Raw genomic sequence first — 13,829 nt, forward strand, 5'->3', positions numbered from 1 at the left:
ACCAATATAGTCAATGGTCACAAACGGTGACGCATCACGGTGCGAGGCTTCGGAGGACGAGGCTGGACAGTTGGGCGGGGGCGGCGTCGGTCGTGTCGAGGTTGTACTGCAGCAGCAGCGGGTTCAGGTAGGGCCGCATCACGAGGTAGATGGCCGTCGCGGTTTCGTCCAGCGGCGTCTTGCGCTCGAACTCGCCGTTTTGCCGGCCTTCCTGCAGCACGTCCTGCAGCAGCTTCTGCACGCGCGCCTCGTAGGCCTGCACCGACTGCCAGTTTTCGGTGGCGGCCGACGCCGCGATGTCGTACAGCTTGCGGTCGCGGAAGAAGAGCCGCAGGCTCGCTTCGGTAAAGACCTTGAACATCCGCCGCAGCTTTTCGGTGGGCAGGTCGGCTTCGGCGACGGCCGTGCGCACGTCCGTCTCGATCTCGTGCAGGCAGTTCGCGCAGATCATTTCGCCGATCGCCTGTTTCGACTCGAAGAACTTGTAGATATAGGCCTTCGAGAAGCCGATCGCCTTCGCGAGGTCCGACACGGTCGTCTTTTCATAGCCGTACCGGCTGAAGTGCTCGGTGGCGGCGGCCACGATCTGATCGCGGACGTCGTGGTCGGCCGGGCCGCGCGCGGGCGCCGCGGAAGGGAGAGGTTTTTTCATGGGCTGCAGCTGACGGGAATGAACAACGAGTGACTATTTGGTATTATAGTCACTACCGGATTCTTGCTAAAGCCCTCATGCTACCCAAACCCATCGTTGCCGCGGCGCTGGCCGCCACCTTGTCGGCGGGGTGTGCCGTCGGTCCCGACTATGTGCGGCCGGACGTGGCGATGCCGCAGCAGTTCCAGGGCCAGCGCGCCGTGGACCAGCGCCACGCGGCGGCCGACGCCGACCTCGCGACGTGGTGGACGGGCTTCGGCGATCCGCAACTGACGCGATACATCACGCTGGCGCTCGCACAGAACCTCGATCTTGCGCAGGCCGCGGCGCGCGTCGCGCAAGCGCGCGCGGGCCTTGGTGCGGCGAATGCGGCGCTGTTGCCGTCCGGCAACGTGACCGGCCAGGCGGCGCGCGTCTACCAGTCGGTCGAAACGCCGCTGGGGCGCGTGTTGAATGCGACGCCCGGTTTCGATCGTCATGGCAACGACTACGAGGTCGATTTCAACGCGAGCTGGGAACTGGACGTATTCGGCGGATTGCGCCGCGGCCGCGAAGCGGCGCTCGCCGATTATCAGGCATCCGAAGCGGCGGCGGTCGCGACGCGGCTCGCCGTCGCCGCGCAAACCGCGGATACCTACATCACGATTCGCGGGTTGCAGGGCCGGCTCGACGTTGCGCGGCGCCAGGTGCGGACCGAGCAGGATCTGCTGTCGACCCTCAATCTGCTCTATGGAAAGGGTCTCGCGGCGGAGCTTCAGGTGAGGCAGGCCGAAGGCGCACTCGCGCAGGTGCGCGCCACGGTGCCGGTGCTCGAGGCGGCGCTGGACGCGGCGATGAATGCGCTCGACGTGATGCTCGGCGCGCAGCCCGGCACGCATCGCGCGGAATTGCTCGCCGGCGGCGACGTTCCGGTCGCGCCGCGGATCGCGGCGACGGGTACGCCCGGCGAACTGCTCCGGCGCCGGCCCGACCTGATCGTCGCCGAGCGGCGCGTGGCGGCGTCGAACGCGCGCATCGGCGTGGCCATCGCCGAGTATTACCCGAAGTTCTCGCTGAGCGGGCTGATCGGCAGCGCGACGACGATGGGCGCGGGCAACCTGTTTGCCGGCGGCGCGAACCAGGCTGCGGGCGTGCTCGGCCTGCGCTGGCGCCTGTTCGACTTCGGCCGGATCAATGCGCAGATCGCGCAGGCCAAAGGGCAGGATGCCGAAATGCTGGCCGCGTATCGGCTCGCGGCGCTGCACGCCACCGAGGACGTCGAGAATGCGTTCTCGGCGCTCGTCAAGCGCGACGAGCAGGCGGCCATTCTTGGCGACGGCGTGAATTCGCTCGGCCGCGCGCGGACCGCGTCGTTTGCGGCCTACCAGAAAGGGGTGGTCAGCCTGATCGAGGTGTTGCAGGCCGACGAAAGCCTGCTGCGCGCATCGGACGAACGCGTGCAGGCGCAAACCGAATCGGCGCGCGCGGCGGTTGCGGCATTCAAGGCGCTCGGCGGGGGATGGCAAGCGTCGGAGGCGCAGGCGGTTGCGAGCCGGTAGCGGTATCTTCGAAACCTGATCGGGTCGGGCGGGCAAGCGCCGAATGATCGTGGTTCGTGGGGCCGTGAGCTGGGCGCGTTCACGGTGCCTACGGATCTGACGAGCAACGCGAAGCAGTAGTCGCGGTGTCCCCCATGGGTTACAATCGTTTCATGTTCAAAGTCCTCACCACCCCCACTTCGACAAATGGCTCGACGGCCTTCGCGACCCTGTGGGCAGTGCCGCGATCAGCCTGCGCCTCGAGCGGGCGAAGCTTGGCAATCTGGGCCAGTGGCGTGCGATCGGCGACGGCGTCAACGAAATGAAGATCGATGTAGGGCCAGGGTATCGGGCCTACTTCGTGCGGCGCGGAAAGATAATCGTCGTGGTGTTGTGTGGCGGGGACAAGTCGACGCAGAAGAAGGACATCAAGACGGCGAAGCAAATCGCCGCCGAACTGGAGGATTGAATATGAAAATCAGCGAACTGGCCGAATTCGATGGCTCGAAGTACCTGAAGGACGAGGAAGCGATTCGTCACTACCTGGCGCAGGCGTTCGAAGAGGGGGATCCTCGACTGATCCAGGCCGCGCTCGGGAACGTCGCGAAGGCGCGTGGCATGACGGCGCTGGCGCGCGAGTCCGGTGTGAAGCGTGAAGCGCTCTACCGTGCGCTGTCGGAAGGCGGTAACGCGGAGTTTGCAACGATCATGAAGGTTGTCGCCGCGTTGGGATTGCATCTGACCGTTGCGCCGACCACGCAGACCGCCGAAGCGGCACCCGCGCCTGAATCGACCTCGCGCACGCGCTCGCACGCACGTGCGGCGGCCCACGGATGACGTCGTCAGGGGCGGGGCTGCAAACTTCGCGCCGGCCCGCCCGTACTGATCCGGTCGGCATTGCGCGGGAAGCCCGGCGCGCAGCACGCCGCTACCGATGTATCGCCCCCCGCAACCGCCTCACCTCCTGCTCCGACACCGGCGCGGCCCGATTCCCCCACGCACCGCGCACGTAGCTGACCACTGCCGCGATCTCGCCGCTCGTCAGCGCACCGCGCATCGCGGGCATCCGTTGCACCGGCCCAGGCTTGCCGGGCGCGGGCCGTGCGCCTTCCACGACGATCCGGATCGCGCTCGTCGGATCGGCCGCCACGACGATCGAACTACCCGCGAGCGCCGGCCCGTGATCGCGCACGCCCGTGCCGTCCGCACCGTGGCAACGCGCACAGAACCCCGCATACACACCGGCCCCGGGCGCTTGCTGGCCGCTTTCCGGACGCGGGCCGGCGGCCGTCAGCCGCGGGACGCCGACCCCCAGCGGATTCGTCGCGGCAGTCGGTTGCGCCGGCAACGACTTCAGGTACACGGCGATCGCGTGGCGGTCGGTATCCGTCAGCAACGCGGTGCTTTCGCCGACGACCGGCGCCATCGCGCCGAACACCGCGCCGCGCGCCGCATGGCCGCTGCGCAGGAACGCGGCGATGTCGTCGGCCGACCAGCGGCCGAGGCCGTCCGGGTCCGCGCCGGTCAGGTTCGGCGCGAACCAGTGATCGTTGATGCCGCCGGTCAGGAACGCGGGGCTGCGCTCGTCGTAGCCGCGTTCGTTGTAGGCCGGCCCGCGCGGCGTATGGCACGCGCCGCAATGGCCGAGCCCCTGCACGAGATATGCGCCGCGATTCCATTCCGCCGATTGCGACGGCTGCGGCGCGAACGGGTCGCGGTTCGCGAACGCGAGGCTCCACAGCCCGAGCGCCCAGCGCTGGTTGAACGGAAACGGCAGCTGCGTGAGCTTCGCCGCGTTCGGGGACGGCGCGACGCCGCGCATGAAATACGCATACAGCGCACGCACGTCGTCGTCGCTCAGGTGCGCAAGCGACGGGTACGGCATCGCCGGATACAGCCGGCTGCCGTCCGCGCGCACGCCGCGCCGCAACGCATCGTCGAACTGGCGCAGCGTGTAGTGGCCGATCCCGTGCGTCGGGTCCGGCGTGATGTTCGGCGCATAGATCGGCCCGAACGGCGAATTCACCGGCTGGCCGCCCGCGTACGGCGTATGGTCGGCCGCGTCGTGGCACGCGGCGCAATCGCCGGCGAGCGCGAGATAGCGGCCGCGCGCGATCGTCGCGGCGTCGGCGCTCGCGGCCGCCGCGGCGATCACCGGGCGGCGGGCGGTCGAAGCGGAAGCGGTGTCCGGCGGCGGGGCGGAAGCCCCGGACGCTGCCGAACCCGGCGCTGCCGCCTCCCGCGACCGAGAAAGCCGCGGATCGTCTCGCGCGCGAGCGGACATCGACGCGCCGGCATCGACTGCCGACGCCGCCGACGCGAGAATCCGCACGAACCGCCAGCCCGACGCAGGCTCTGGCGCTTCCGTCGCCGACGCGGCGCCGGCCGTGTCGCCGGCCGTGGCCGCGTGGTCGTCGGGCTGCATGTCGCATGCGCCGAGCGCGACGCACACCGCGAGCGTGACACCCGCGCGGCGGCCCGGCACGATGCACGCAGCGAACGAGATCAGCGCCATGGGCTGCAAGGCCCCACGAAAGCCGTGACGATCCCCGTGAACACGAGACCGATCACGAAGCCGAGCGCGGCGAGCATCCCGCAACGCGCGAGAAAGCGCGTACTGTCGTCGCGCGCGACGGCAGGCGCGTCGGCTTCGTGCCGGTGCCGCCACGCACGCGCGAGCCACGTCGCGCAGGCCGCGGCCAGCGCGAACGCGCCCACGGCGATCAGCGCGAGCCACACGCCGATGTGCGCCCAGCGCGGCGCGGCCTGCGCGACACCGAGCGGATAGCACGCGGTGGACGCGAGCGTCTCCGACACGAGCATCTGCGCGAACCACAGCGCGGGCGCGCCGACGAGGCCGGCCGCGATCGCGAGCAGCGGTGTCCACGCGCGGCGGGCGTCGTTCATCCGGTGCTCCTCAGCCAGAATGGCGATACGTACAGCGCGGTGAAGATGAACAGCCACACGATGTCGACGAAGTGCCAGTAGAGCCCGCCGACCGTCAGCGCGACGCGTCGCTCGCGGCCGAAGAAACCGGCGGCCGTCCACCCGGCGAGCAGCGCGAGGATCGCGAGGCCGGCCACGACGTGCGCGAGGTGGAACCCGGTGATCGTGAAGTAGAGGCTGCCGTACAGGTGCGCGGTCGGGCCGTACGGATGGTCGCGCCATTCGTGCAGCTGGACCAGCGCGAACGCGGTGCCGAGCACCAGCGCGACGACGAGCATCGCGACCGCGCGCGCCTGCCGGTCGGCGCGCACCGCGCGCTCGGCGAGCCACACGAACACGCTGCTCGACAGCAGCACGACCGTGTTGACGGCCGCGAGCCCGATCTTCGGCATTCCTTCGGGCGGCCACGGCGCGGCCCCCTGCGACTGCAGGTAGAAGTAGCAGAACAGCAGGTAGCCGAACAGCCCGGCCTCGGTCACGATCAGCGTGAGCACGCCCCACCAGCCGCCCGCGCGCTCGCCGCAACTGCCGACCGGCAGCGGCTCGATGCATGCGGCCGGCGCGCCGGCCGGCGCCGTCGCCGACGGCGGCTCGTCCGGATGCGGCCGGGCGGCCGCGGCGGGCGCTTGCGTGTCGGCGCGGGCCGGCAGGCGCGCGCGTTGTCCGAGTTCGCGGCGCGGCCACAGCCAGACGGCGGTGGCGATCGCGCAACCGGCGACGGCCACGCAGACGAGGGTCGGCGAGCGCGCGAGCATCGCCGCGAACACGGCGGTCGCCAGCAGCGCGAGCACGAACGGCACGCAACTGTCTTCGGGCATCTTCAGGATCGCGCTTGGCGTCGCGCCGAGCGGCGTGACCGCGAGCGCCTCGCGCCCCGCCGCGAGCCGGTAGCCGACCCGCAGGCTGGTGCGGGTCGGATCGTCGCGCGTTTCCCACAGCGGATGCCGCGACGCGACGAGCGGCAGCACCGCGAAGTTGTACACGGGCGTCGGCGACGCGACCGACCATTCGAGGCCGGCCGCGCCCCACGGGTTGTCGCCGGCGCGCACGCCGCGCCGCGCGCTCACCAGCGCATTGACGACGAACATCACGATGCCGATCCCGAACACGAACGAGCCGATCGTCGTCAGCAGGTTCGACGTGTCCCAGCCCATCCCGGCCGGATAGGTATAGATGCGGCGCGGCATCCCGAGCAGCCCGGCGACGTGCATCGGGAAGAAGCCGAGATTGAAGCCGATCAGAACGACCCAGAAGGTCAGGCGTCCGAACCGCTCGTTCATCATCCGCCCGGTGAACTTCGGGAACCAGTACGCGACGCCACCGAGCACCGGGAACACGTTGATGCCGAGCAGCACGTAATGCAGGTGCGCGACGACGAAGTACGTGTCGGTGAGCTGCCAGTCGAGCGGCACGGCCGCGGTCATCACGCCCGACACGCCGCCGATCACGAACATCAGCACGAAGCCCGCGAAATACAGGAACGGCGTGCGGAATACAGGGCGGCCGGTCCAGATCGTCGCGATCCATGCGAACACCGCGACCGCGCTCGGAATCGAAATCAGCATGCTCGCGGCGCCGAAGAACGCGAGCGCGAGCGGCGCGATGCCCGTCGCGAACATGTGGTGGACCCACACCTCGAAGCCGATCAGCATCGTCGCCACCGTCGATACCGCGACGGCCTCGTACGCGACGAGCGGCCGCCGGCAGAAAGTCGGCAGCGCGTCGGACACGATCCCCATCGCCGGCAGCACGACCACGTAGACCCACGGATGCGCGAACATCCAGAACAGGTGCTGCCACAACAGCGGCCGGCCGCCATGCGCGACGTCGAAGAAGTGCGTGCCGGCATTGCGGTCGAGCCACAGCAGCAGGAACGCGAGGCTCACCGACGGCACCGCGACCAGGTTCGCGACCGACGCGGTCAGCGTGCCCCATACGATGATCGGCAGCCGGTCGATCGACATGCCGTGCGCGCGCATCCGCAGCAGCGTGACGACGAAGTTCGCGGCGCCGCCCGTCGTCGAGATGCCGAGCAGGATCATCCCGAGCGCATAGATGTCGATGTTCGCGCCGGCGCTGTAGTCGAGCGACGTGAGCGGCACGTAGTTGAACCAGCCGCCGTCCGGCACCGCGCCGAGCGGGAAGCTCGCGTACAGGAACAGCCCGGCGAACAGGAACGCCCAGTACGAGAACGCGTTCAGCCGCGGGAACGCCATGTCGCGCGAGCCGAGCATCAGCGGCCACAGGTAGTTCGCGAAGCCCGATAGAACCGGAAGCGCGTACAGGAAGATCATCGTGACGCCGTGCATCGTGAACAGCGAATCGTATTGCGCGGGCGTGAGCACGGTCGCGTTCGGTCGCGCGAGCTGGATGCGCATCACGAGCGCCTCGATGCCGCCGAGCAGCAGGAACGCGAATGCCGTGACGATGTAGCGCAGCCCGATGCGCTTGTGATCGACGGTGCCGAGCCAGCCGCGCCAGCCGGGCTCCGATTCCCACAGCTCGGCCAGCGCGCGCTCGTGCGCGGAGCCGGGCGGCGCTTCGCCGAGATCGGGTACGCGGCTGAGCGGGGCGGGCGTGTCGCGGGCAATGGCCATCGGCATCCTCGGTTCAGTGCAGCGTCGCGAGATACGCGGCGAGATCGTCGGCGTCGCGCGGCGCGAGCGCGATCGACGGCATCAGCGACTGCGGCTTGATCTGCTGCGCATGCGCGATCCAGCGGCGCAGGTTGTCCGGCGTGTTGTCGAGCGTGCCGGCCGCGAGCAGCCGGCGCGTGCCGACGTGCGTGAGATCGGGGCCGGCGCCGCCCGCCGCATCGGTGCCGCGCACCGCGTGGCAGCCCGCGCAGCGCGCGGCGAACACGCGCTGGCCGCGCCGTTCGGCGCCGGCGCCGGCCGCAGGCGGCTGGGCCGGTTGGCGCTGCGCGGCGAGCCACGCACGAAACGCGGCCGGCGGCTCGGCCACGACTTCGAACGCCATGTGCGCATGCTGCGCGCCGCAGTATTGCGAGCATTGCCCGCGGTAGATGCCCGGCCGGTCGGCCTGCAACCATTGACGGTTGGTCTGGCCGGGAATCGTCTGAGTCTTGCCGGCGAGTTGCGGCACCCAGAACGCGTGGATCACGTCGGCGCTCTTCAGTTCGATCGCGATCGGCTCGCCCACCGGAATGTGGATCTCGTTCGCCGTGACGAAGCCCGGGCCGCCCGCATCGTCCGGATAACGGACGGCCCACCACCAGTCTTGCGCGGTCACGACGATCATGAGCGCCGGCGGGCGCGGCGGCACCGCGACCGTGCCCAGCACGCGCAGCATGTATACCAGTGCGCCGAACAGCAGCAGGATCGAGATCGCGGAGCCCACGGTCACGATCGTCAGCCCGCTGCCGTGGCCGCCGCCCGCCTGCGTGCGCCGACGAAACAGCGCGATCAGCAGCAGCACGGCGATCGCGACGCAGACGAACATGCACAGCGCGAGCAGCGCCCAGCCGAGCACGAAAACCGGCTGCGCGGCGGGGCCGGCCGCGTGCACGACGTACGCGAGCGGCAGCGGCGCGGCGGGATTGCCGGGCTCCGCAAGTTCGGCGGCTGCGCGCGCGACCATCGGCGCGGCCGCCCACGCGAATGGCGCGATGCGTGCGATATGACGCGTTTTCCTGGGCAGCGGAACGAGCAACGCGACTCCTTGCCGAACTCGGCGGCATGACGAAAGCCGTTCGCGGCGGAGCAAGTTTCGTGCTCACGCGGTGCGCACGCATGCGGCCGTGGGGGGGCGGGATGGCGCGCGCTACGGCCGGTGCGTTACAGCCGGCTTGTAAATTGAGCGACCGTTCACGGCACGCGCCGGGGAATTTTTCGTTCACGCTCGAGCAGGTCGGGCTCGTGAATGCGGCGCTCGCGCTGCCGGGCGACGGGCGGGACGACGGACATCGACTAGTGCGCCAGTGCCGCCGCGCCGTCCCGCGCGCTTGCCTTGCTTACGATTCGCCTTTCCCTCCCTTGCTGCCCTTGCCGCTCTTGTCGCCGTGTTCGGCGTTGCCGGGCAGCACGGACGACAGCACCTGCCGCGCGGTCTCCACGATCACGTTGGCTTCGCGCGCGTTGCCTTTCACCAGCGTTTCGGCGAAATGCTTCGCCTGCTGCAGCGTCACGTGCGGCGGCAGCGGCGGCACCTCGGGGTCGCTCTTCACTTCGAGCACGATCGGCCGGTCGGACGCGAGCGCTTCGTCCCACGCGGCGCCGAGCTGTTCCGGATCGTCGACGTAGATGCCGTTGAGGCCGAGCAGCGTCGCGAAGCGGTAGTACGGCACGTTCGGAATCTGCTGCGACGCGTCGAACTTCGGGTCGCCTTCCATCACGCGCTGCTCCCACGTGACCTGGTTCAGGTCCTCGTTGTTCAGCACCATGCAGATCCAGCGCGGGTCGGGCCACTGGCGCCAATATTTCGCGACGGTGATCAGCTCGGCCATGTTGTTCATCTGCATCGCGCCGTCGCCGACCATCGCGATCACCGGGCGCACCGGATACGCGAATTTCGCGGCGATCGCATAGGGCACCGCGGCGCCCATCGACGCGAGCCCGCCGGACAGCGAGCCCATCATCCCGCGCCGCATCATCAGGTCGCGCGCATACCAGTTTGCGCAGGAGCCCGAATCGCTCGTCAGGATCACGTCGTCGGGCAGGCGCGGCGACAGCTCGGTAAACGCGCGCTGCGGATTCACGCCGCGCCCCGGGCTGGCCTTCGCGGCCGCGCGGGCCGCAAGCGTGTCGCGCCAGTCGCGGTTCCATTTCGCTATCCGGTCGCGCCACGCGGTGTCGCGACGCTCGTTCAGCAGCGGCAGCAGCGCGCGCAGCGTCTCGGCGCTGTCGCCGACGAGGTTGACTTCCATCGGGTAGCGCAGGCTCAGCATGTCCGCCTTCAGGTCGATCTGCACGCCGCGCGCCTGGCCTTCCTTCGGCAGGAATTCCGAATACGGAAAACCGGAGCCGACGACCAGCAGCGTGTCGCATTCGGTCATCAGCTCGTAGCTCGGCTTGGTGCCGAGCAGCCCGATCGAGCCGGTGACCCACGGCAGGTCGTCGGGCAGCGCGGCCTTGCCGAGCAGGGCCTTCGCGGCGCCCGCGCCGAGCCGGTCGGCCACCGCGATGACCTCGTCGGTCGCGCGCAGCGCGCCGGCGCCGACCAGCAGCGCGACTTTCGACCCCGCGTTGAGCACGTCGGCCGCGCGCCGCAGGTCGTCCTCATACGGCACGACTTTCGGCGCCGTATAGCCGACCCCCGAATGCACGGTGCCGTGCGCGCGTTTCGGCGGTGCATAGTCGAGTTCCTGCAGGTCGTTCGGCAGCACGAGCGCGGTGACCGTGCGCGCGCCGAGCGCGGTGCGCACCGTGCGGTCGACCAGGTGGCGCACCTGGCCGGGCACCGTCGCCAGTTGAACGAATGCGCCCGCAACGTCCTTGTAGAGCGCCGGAAGATCCACTTCCTGCTGATAGTGGCCGCCGAGCGCCGCGCGCGCCTGCTGGCCGACGATCGCGAGCACCGGCATGTGGTCGAGCCGCGCGTCGTAGAGGCCCGTCACGAGGTGCGCGGCGCCGGGGCCCGAGGTCGCGACGCACACGCCCAGCTCGCCTGTAAATTTTGCATGCGCGGACGCCATGAAGGCCGCCATCTCCTCGTGGCGCGCCTGGACGAATTCGATCTTGCCGCCCGCGCGGTTCAGCGCGCCGAAAAAGCCGTTGATGCCGTCGCCCGGGTAGCCGTAGATGCGGCGCACGCCCCACTCGTACAGCCGCTCGACGATGAAATCCGCCACTGTCGCCATGCCGTTTCTCCTTGGTTCGGGATGAGCCGATGCGAGGCTGCCACGCAAGGCACGTGCCGCGCCGCGTGCGTCGGGCACGGCGGTTGCACGCGGCATCCGCAAGGAGAAGCAAGCCACTTTGTTATCGAGGAACCGTCTCATGCCTGCGTTCAACCGTTCATCCCTGCGCCATTGCGCCACCTGCGCATTGCTGGCGGCGTGCGCGTCGGCGCTGTCCGCGGCCGGACAGTTACGCCCTTCCAATCCGGTCAGCGTGCCCGACTCGTCCACGCAGGCGTTCAAGCGCGCCGACCGAAAAATGATGGAAGCGATGGACAGCGCGCCGTACACGGGCGACGCCGACCGCGATTTCGTCGCGCACATGGCGCCGCATCACCAGGGCGCGATCGACATGGCGCAGGTCGAGCTCAAATACGGAAAAGACCCGACGCTGCGGCAGCTCGCGAGCCGGATCGTCGCCGCGCAGCGCGACGAGATCGCGTTGATGGAGCGCAGGCAGAAGGAGCACGGCAAGACGCCGTGAACCGCGATGCGAGGCGGCGCGCGCCGCTGGCGGGCGCGCGCACCAAGGTGTTCCGGCCGCGCCACGTGATGCCGAGGATCGCCGCGCAGGACGGCTGGTTCAAGATTCACTGTCATGACGCTGGCGCCGAGCGCTTCGTGCCGCTCGACGAGCACGCGGACTTCGTGGCCCGCCTCATGCGCATCGCCGTGCCGGGCACCCGGTTCGCGACGATCCGGCAGGAGCTTGCCGGCGTCGGCGTGAGCATCGCGACGATCTTTCCGGATCACGACGGCATCGCACAGCTGACCGACACGCGCTATTTCCCGGACGACGAGGACCCGCACGCACCGCGGTAAAGCCGCGGCCGCATGGGCGTGCGGGCCGGGCACGCGCGATGCTTGTCGCTTGTCTCGACGGCGCGCACACGGGACCGCACCCCGAGCGGCCCCGCTTGCGTCCGGTTTGCGGCGGCCGGTGAGGCGGTTCATGCGCGCATTCAAACAGACCATCGAATCCGGGAGGCTTTCATGCGCGAACCCCACGAACCACCGAGCGGCCGTCGCGACATGACGTGCGAGCCCGGTGCCGGTTCCCGGCCGGCTGGGCACCCCGTCACCCGCGCGTTCGAACGTTTCGCGTCGAGCGTGACCACCTGGGCCGGCTCGCCGGTGGCGTTCGGCAGCGCGGTCGCCATCACCGTGCTGTGGCTCGTGAGCGGGCCGCTGTTTCATTACTCCGACGCGTGGCAGCTCGTCATCAATACCGGCACCACGATCATTACGTTCCTGATGGTGTTCCTGCTGCAGCGCAACCAGAATCGCGACAGCGTGGCGTTGCACCTGAAGCTCGACGAACTGCTTGCGGTCACGCGCGCGGCGAGCGACCGGCTGATCGGGATCGAGGATGCGTCGGAGGAGGAATTGCGCGCGTTGGCGCAGACCTACCTCGAGATGGCGCAGCGCGCGGCCGAGCGTGGCGAGGACGAGCCGGGCGGGAAGCGCGCGGAAACGGCCGACACGCCGCCCGAATCCTGATCTTCCGATCCTCTGGTCTTCCGATCGAGCGATGCGCGGCCCGAGGATTTTTCAAACGCTTGTCGTTTCTGGCGCCGCATCGCGGCGCGACGGATCGCACGCGACGCTCGCGCCGGGGAACGGCACGTGCTGCACCCCGAAACGAAGCCCGGCTGTTCCGGGTATTGCCTACGGTGCTTCCATGAACGCCAGAACCCCTTCGAATCCGTTGTTGAGTCTTGCGGTGGCCGTCGCCTGCGGGGCGGCCGCGATGTACTTCCTCGATCCGTCGTCCGGCCGGCGCCGCCGCGCCTATCTGCGCGACAAGGCGGTTGCGGGCCGGCACGGCGTGGCCGATTATGCGAATACGCAGGCGAAGCGGGCGGCCGACCGTGCGCGCGGCGCGATCGCCGGCCTGCGGGCGGACTGGCTCGCGGGCGATGCGAGCGACGTGCAGGTCGCCGAGCGCGTGCGTGCGGCGCTCGGCCGGCTCGTCGCTCGCCCGCGCGACATCGACGTGAGCGTCGAGCACGGCAACGTGTGCCTGACCGGACAGGTCGAGGAGGCTGAACGGCAGGCATTGATCGACGGCGTCGCCGCACTGCATGGTGTGCATCACGTCGAGGACGCGCTGGGCGCGCGCAGCGAATACAAGGCGCCGCCCGGCGGTCATTCGCACTGACGCGGCCGCGGCTGCCCGCACCGGCGGGGGGGCGGTGAACGAGTACGACACGCATTCGGCGCACGCACGGCTGCCGGCACGACGGCAGTTTGGCGCCCCAACCGGAGCAAGCCCATGACCGAACGCCAGCCCCCCGACACGACGCCTCCGCATCCGGAGCCCGGCGCGCACGACGCACTCGAACACCTGCTCGGCAGCCTGCATCGGCACGGCTTCCTGCGCTTCGCGAACGAGGTGGTCAGCGCGAACGCGCGACTGGCCGACACGTTCGTCGACGCGCTCGACAAGCCCGGCATGCAGAGCGGCATGCAGAATCTCGCGATGCTCGTGACCGCGCTATCGCGCATTCCGCCCGAACAGTTCGGCCGCGCCGCGTTCGCGGCGGCCGACGCGCTGCATCACGTAGGCGCCTGGCAGCCGGCGCAGCACGAGCATGTCGCACCCGGCGTGCGCGGCATCTACCGGCTGCTGCACGACGAGGCGCTGTGGGATGCGCTGACGCCGCTGCTGGAAGGACTGAAGGTGTTCGCGCAAGGGCTCGCACGCGAGCCGCGGTCGCCGGTCGCCGGGCTCGACGAGACGACGAAAGACGCGTGACCGGCGCCGGTTGCAGGCCGCACGCGGCGCCCAGGCCCGCGAACTGGCGGATGATGCGCTGCGGCGGCGCGCTCGCCGGCCACTGCGTCCGCGATTTTT

The 13,829-nt window shown here is 69.8% G+C and carries 12 protein-coding genes and 2 pseudogenes; 8 read left to right on the forward strand and 6 right to left on the reverse strand.

Annotated features, from left to right (window positions below; genetic code table 11):
- Positions 1 to 34: 34 nt before the first annotated feature.
- Entirely contained in the window at positions 35 to 652 is a 618-nt protein-coding gene (locus HWX03_RS28060) for a TetR/AcrR family transcriptional regulator (RefSeq protein WP_175873499.1), read from the reverse strand.
- Between the two features lie 77 nt (positions 653 to 729).
- Between HWX03_RS28060 and HWX03_RS28065 the strand changes: the two genes are divergently transcribed.
- The 3 genes and pseudogenes from HWX03_RS28065 (at position 730) to HWX03_RS28075 (ending at position 3,006) form a co-directional block, all read left to right on the forward strand.
- Positions 730 to 2,190: a TolC family protein gene (locus tag HWX03_RS28065; protein WP_175873500.1), complete on the forward strand. Its 1,461-nt coding sequence runs from the start codon at positions 730 to 732 to the stop codon at positions 2,188 to 2,190.
- A 152-nt stretch (positions 2,191 to 2,342) separates the two neighbouring features.
- Positions 2,343 to 2,638: pseudogene (locus HWX03_RS28070) on the forward strand (type II toxin-antitoxin system RelE/ParE family toxin).
- A gap of 2 nt (positions 2,639 to 2,640) precedes the next feature.
- Positions 2,641 to 3,006, forward strand: a complete 366-nt coding sequence (locus HWX03_RS28075; protein ID WP_175821328.1) for an addiction module antidote protein — start codon at positions 2,641 to 2,643, stop codon at positions 3,004 to 3,006.
- Positions 3,007 to 3,097: 91 nt separating this feature from the next.
- Here the strand turns inward: HWX03_RS28075 and HWX03_RS28080 are convergent, their stop codons facing one another.
- The 5 genes from HWX03_RS28080 to HWX03_RS28100 all read right to left on the reverse strand — a co-directional run bounded on the left by HWX03_RS28080 (position 3,098) and on the right by HWX03_RS28100 (position 10,933).
- Positions 3,098 to 4,684, reverse strand: coding sequence for a cytochrome c (locus tag HWX03_RS28080; protein ID WP_175873501.1), 1,587 nt, complete (start codon positions 4,682 to 4,684; stop codon positions 3,098 to 3,100).
- Entirely contained in the window at positions 4,675 to 5,076 is a 402-nt protein-coding gene (locus tag HWX03_RS28085) for a cytochrome C oxidase subunit I (RefSeq protein ID WP_175873502.1), read from the reverse strand. Before HWX03_RS28085 ends, HWX03_RS28080 begins: the two co-directional genes overlap by 10 nt.
- Positions 5,073 to 7,712 carry a cytochrome c oxidase subunit I gene (gene ctaD / locus HWX03_RS28090; protein ID WP_175873503.1) on the reverse strand — a complete coding sequence of 880 codons (2,640 nt, stop codon included), beginning with the start codon at positions 7,710 to 7,712 and terminating at the stop codon, positions 5,073 to 5,075. The genes HWX03_RS28085 and ctaD overlap by 4 nt, the downstream gene beginning before the upstream one ends.
- 13 nt (positions 7,713 to 7,725) lie before the next feature.
- A complete protein-coding gene (coxB, locus tag HWX03_RS28095; protein ID WP_175873504.1) occupies positions 7,726 to 8,787 on the reverse strand; it encodes a cytochrome c oxidase subunit II in 1,062 nt (353 codons plus the stop codon).
- A 301-nt stretch (positions 8,788 to 9,088) separates the two neighbouring features.
- Positions 9,089 to 10,933, reverse strand: a complete 1,845-nt coding sequence (locus tag HWX03_RS28100; protein WP_175873505.1) for a thiamine pyrophosphate-requiring protein — start codon at positions 10,931 to 10,933, stop codon at positions 9,089 to 9,091.
- A gap of 139 nt (positions 10,934 to 11,072) precedes the next feature.
- Between HWX03_RS28100 and HWX03_RS28105 the strand changes: the two genes are divergently transcribed.
- The 5 genes and pseudogenes from HWX03_RS28105 to HWX03_RS28125 all read left to right on the forward strand — a co-directional run bounded on the left by HWX03_RS28105 (position 11,073) and on the right by HWX03_RS28125 (position 13,730).
- A complete protein-coding gene (locus HWX03_RS28105) occupies positions 11,073 to 11,456 on the forward strand; it encodes a DUF305 domain-containing protein (protein ID WP_175873506.1) in 384 nt (127 codons plus the stop codon).
- 8 nt (positions 11,457 to 11,464) lie between these two features.
- Positions 11,465 to 11,794 (forward strand): annotated as a pseudogene (locus HWX03_RS28110) (FRG domain-containing protein); the annotation flags it as partial.
- Between the two features lie 171 nt (positions 11,795 to 11,965).
- A complete protein-coding gene (locus HWX03_RS28115) occupies positions 11,966 to 12,472 on the forward strand; it encodes a low affinity iron permease family protein (protein ID WP_175873507.1) in 507 nt (168 codons plus the stop codon).
- Positions 12,473 to 12,653: 181 nt separating this feature from the next.
- Positions 12,654 to 13,133, forward strand: coding sequence for a BON domain-containing protein (locus tag HWX03_RS28120; protein WP_175873508.1), 480 nt, complete (start codon positions 12,654 to 12,656; stop codon positions 13,131 to 13,133).
- Positions 13,134 to 13,247: 114 nt separating this feature from the next.
- Entirely contained in the window at positions 13,248 to 13,730 is a 483-nt protein-coding gene (locus HWX03_RS28125) for a DUF1641 domain-containing protein (RefSeq protein ID WP_175873509.1), read from the forward strand.
- Positions 13,731 to 13,829 lie beyond the last annotated feature (99 nt).

Source organism: Burkholderia sp. BCC0397 (genome assembly GCF_902832865.1).
In the GTDB taxonomy this organism is placed as follows: domain Bacteria; phylum Pseudomonadota; class Gammaproteobacteria; order Burkholderiales; family Burkholderiaceae; genus Burkholderia.

Bases quoted from the DNA above. Each gene is read 5' to 3' on its own strand.
- HWX03_RS28060 (WP_175873499.1), bottom strand. From the start codon at position 652: ATGAAAAAACCTCTCCCTTCCGCGGCGCCCGCGCGCGGCCCGGCCGAC.
- HWX03_RS28065 (WP_175873500.1), top strand. From the start codon at position 730: ATGCTACCCAAACCCATCGTTGCCGCGGCGCTGGCCGCCACCTTGTCG.
- HWX03_RS28075 (WP_175821328.1), top strand. From the start codon at position 2,641: ATGAAAATCAGCGAACTGGCCGAATTCGATGGCTCGAAGTACCTGAAG.
- HWX03_RS28080 (WP_175873501.1), bottom strand. From the start codon at position 4,684: ATGGCGCTGATCTCGTTCGCTGCGTGCATCGTGCCGGGCCGCCGCGCG.
- HWX03_RS28085 (WP_175873502.1), bottom strand. From the start codon at position 5,076: ATGAACGACGCCCGCCGCGCGTGGACACCGCTGCTCGCGATCGCGGCC.
- ctaD (WP_175873503.1), bottom strand. From the start codon at position 7,712: ATGGCCATTGCCCGCGACACGCCCGCCCCGCTCAGCCGCGTACCCGAT.
- HWX03_RS28100 (WP_175873505.1), bottom strand. From the start codon at position 10,933: ATGGCGACAGTGGCGGATTTCATCGTCGAGCGGCTGTACGAGTGGGGC.
- HWX03_RS28105 (WP_175873506.1), top strand. From the start codon at position 11,073: ATGCCTGCGTTCAACCGTTCATCCCTGCGCCATTGCGCCACCTGCGCA.
- HWX03_RS28115 (WP_175873507.1), top strand. From the start codon at position 11,966: ATGCGCGAACCCCACGAACCACCGAGCGGCCGTCGCGACATGACGTGC.
- HWX03_RS28120 (WP_175873508.1), top strand. From the start codon at position 12,654: ATGAACGCCAGAACCCCTTCGAATCCGTTGTTGAGTCTTGCGGTGGCC.
- HWX03_RS28125 (WP_175873509.1), top strand. From the start codon at position 13,248: ATGACCGAACGCCAGCCCCCCGACACGACGCCTCCGCATCCGGAGCCC.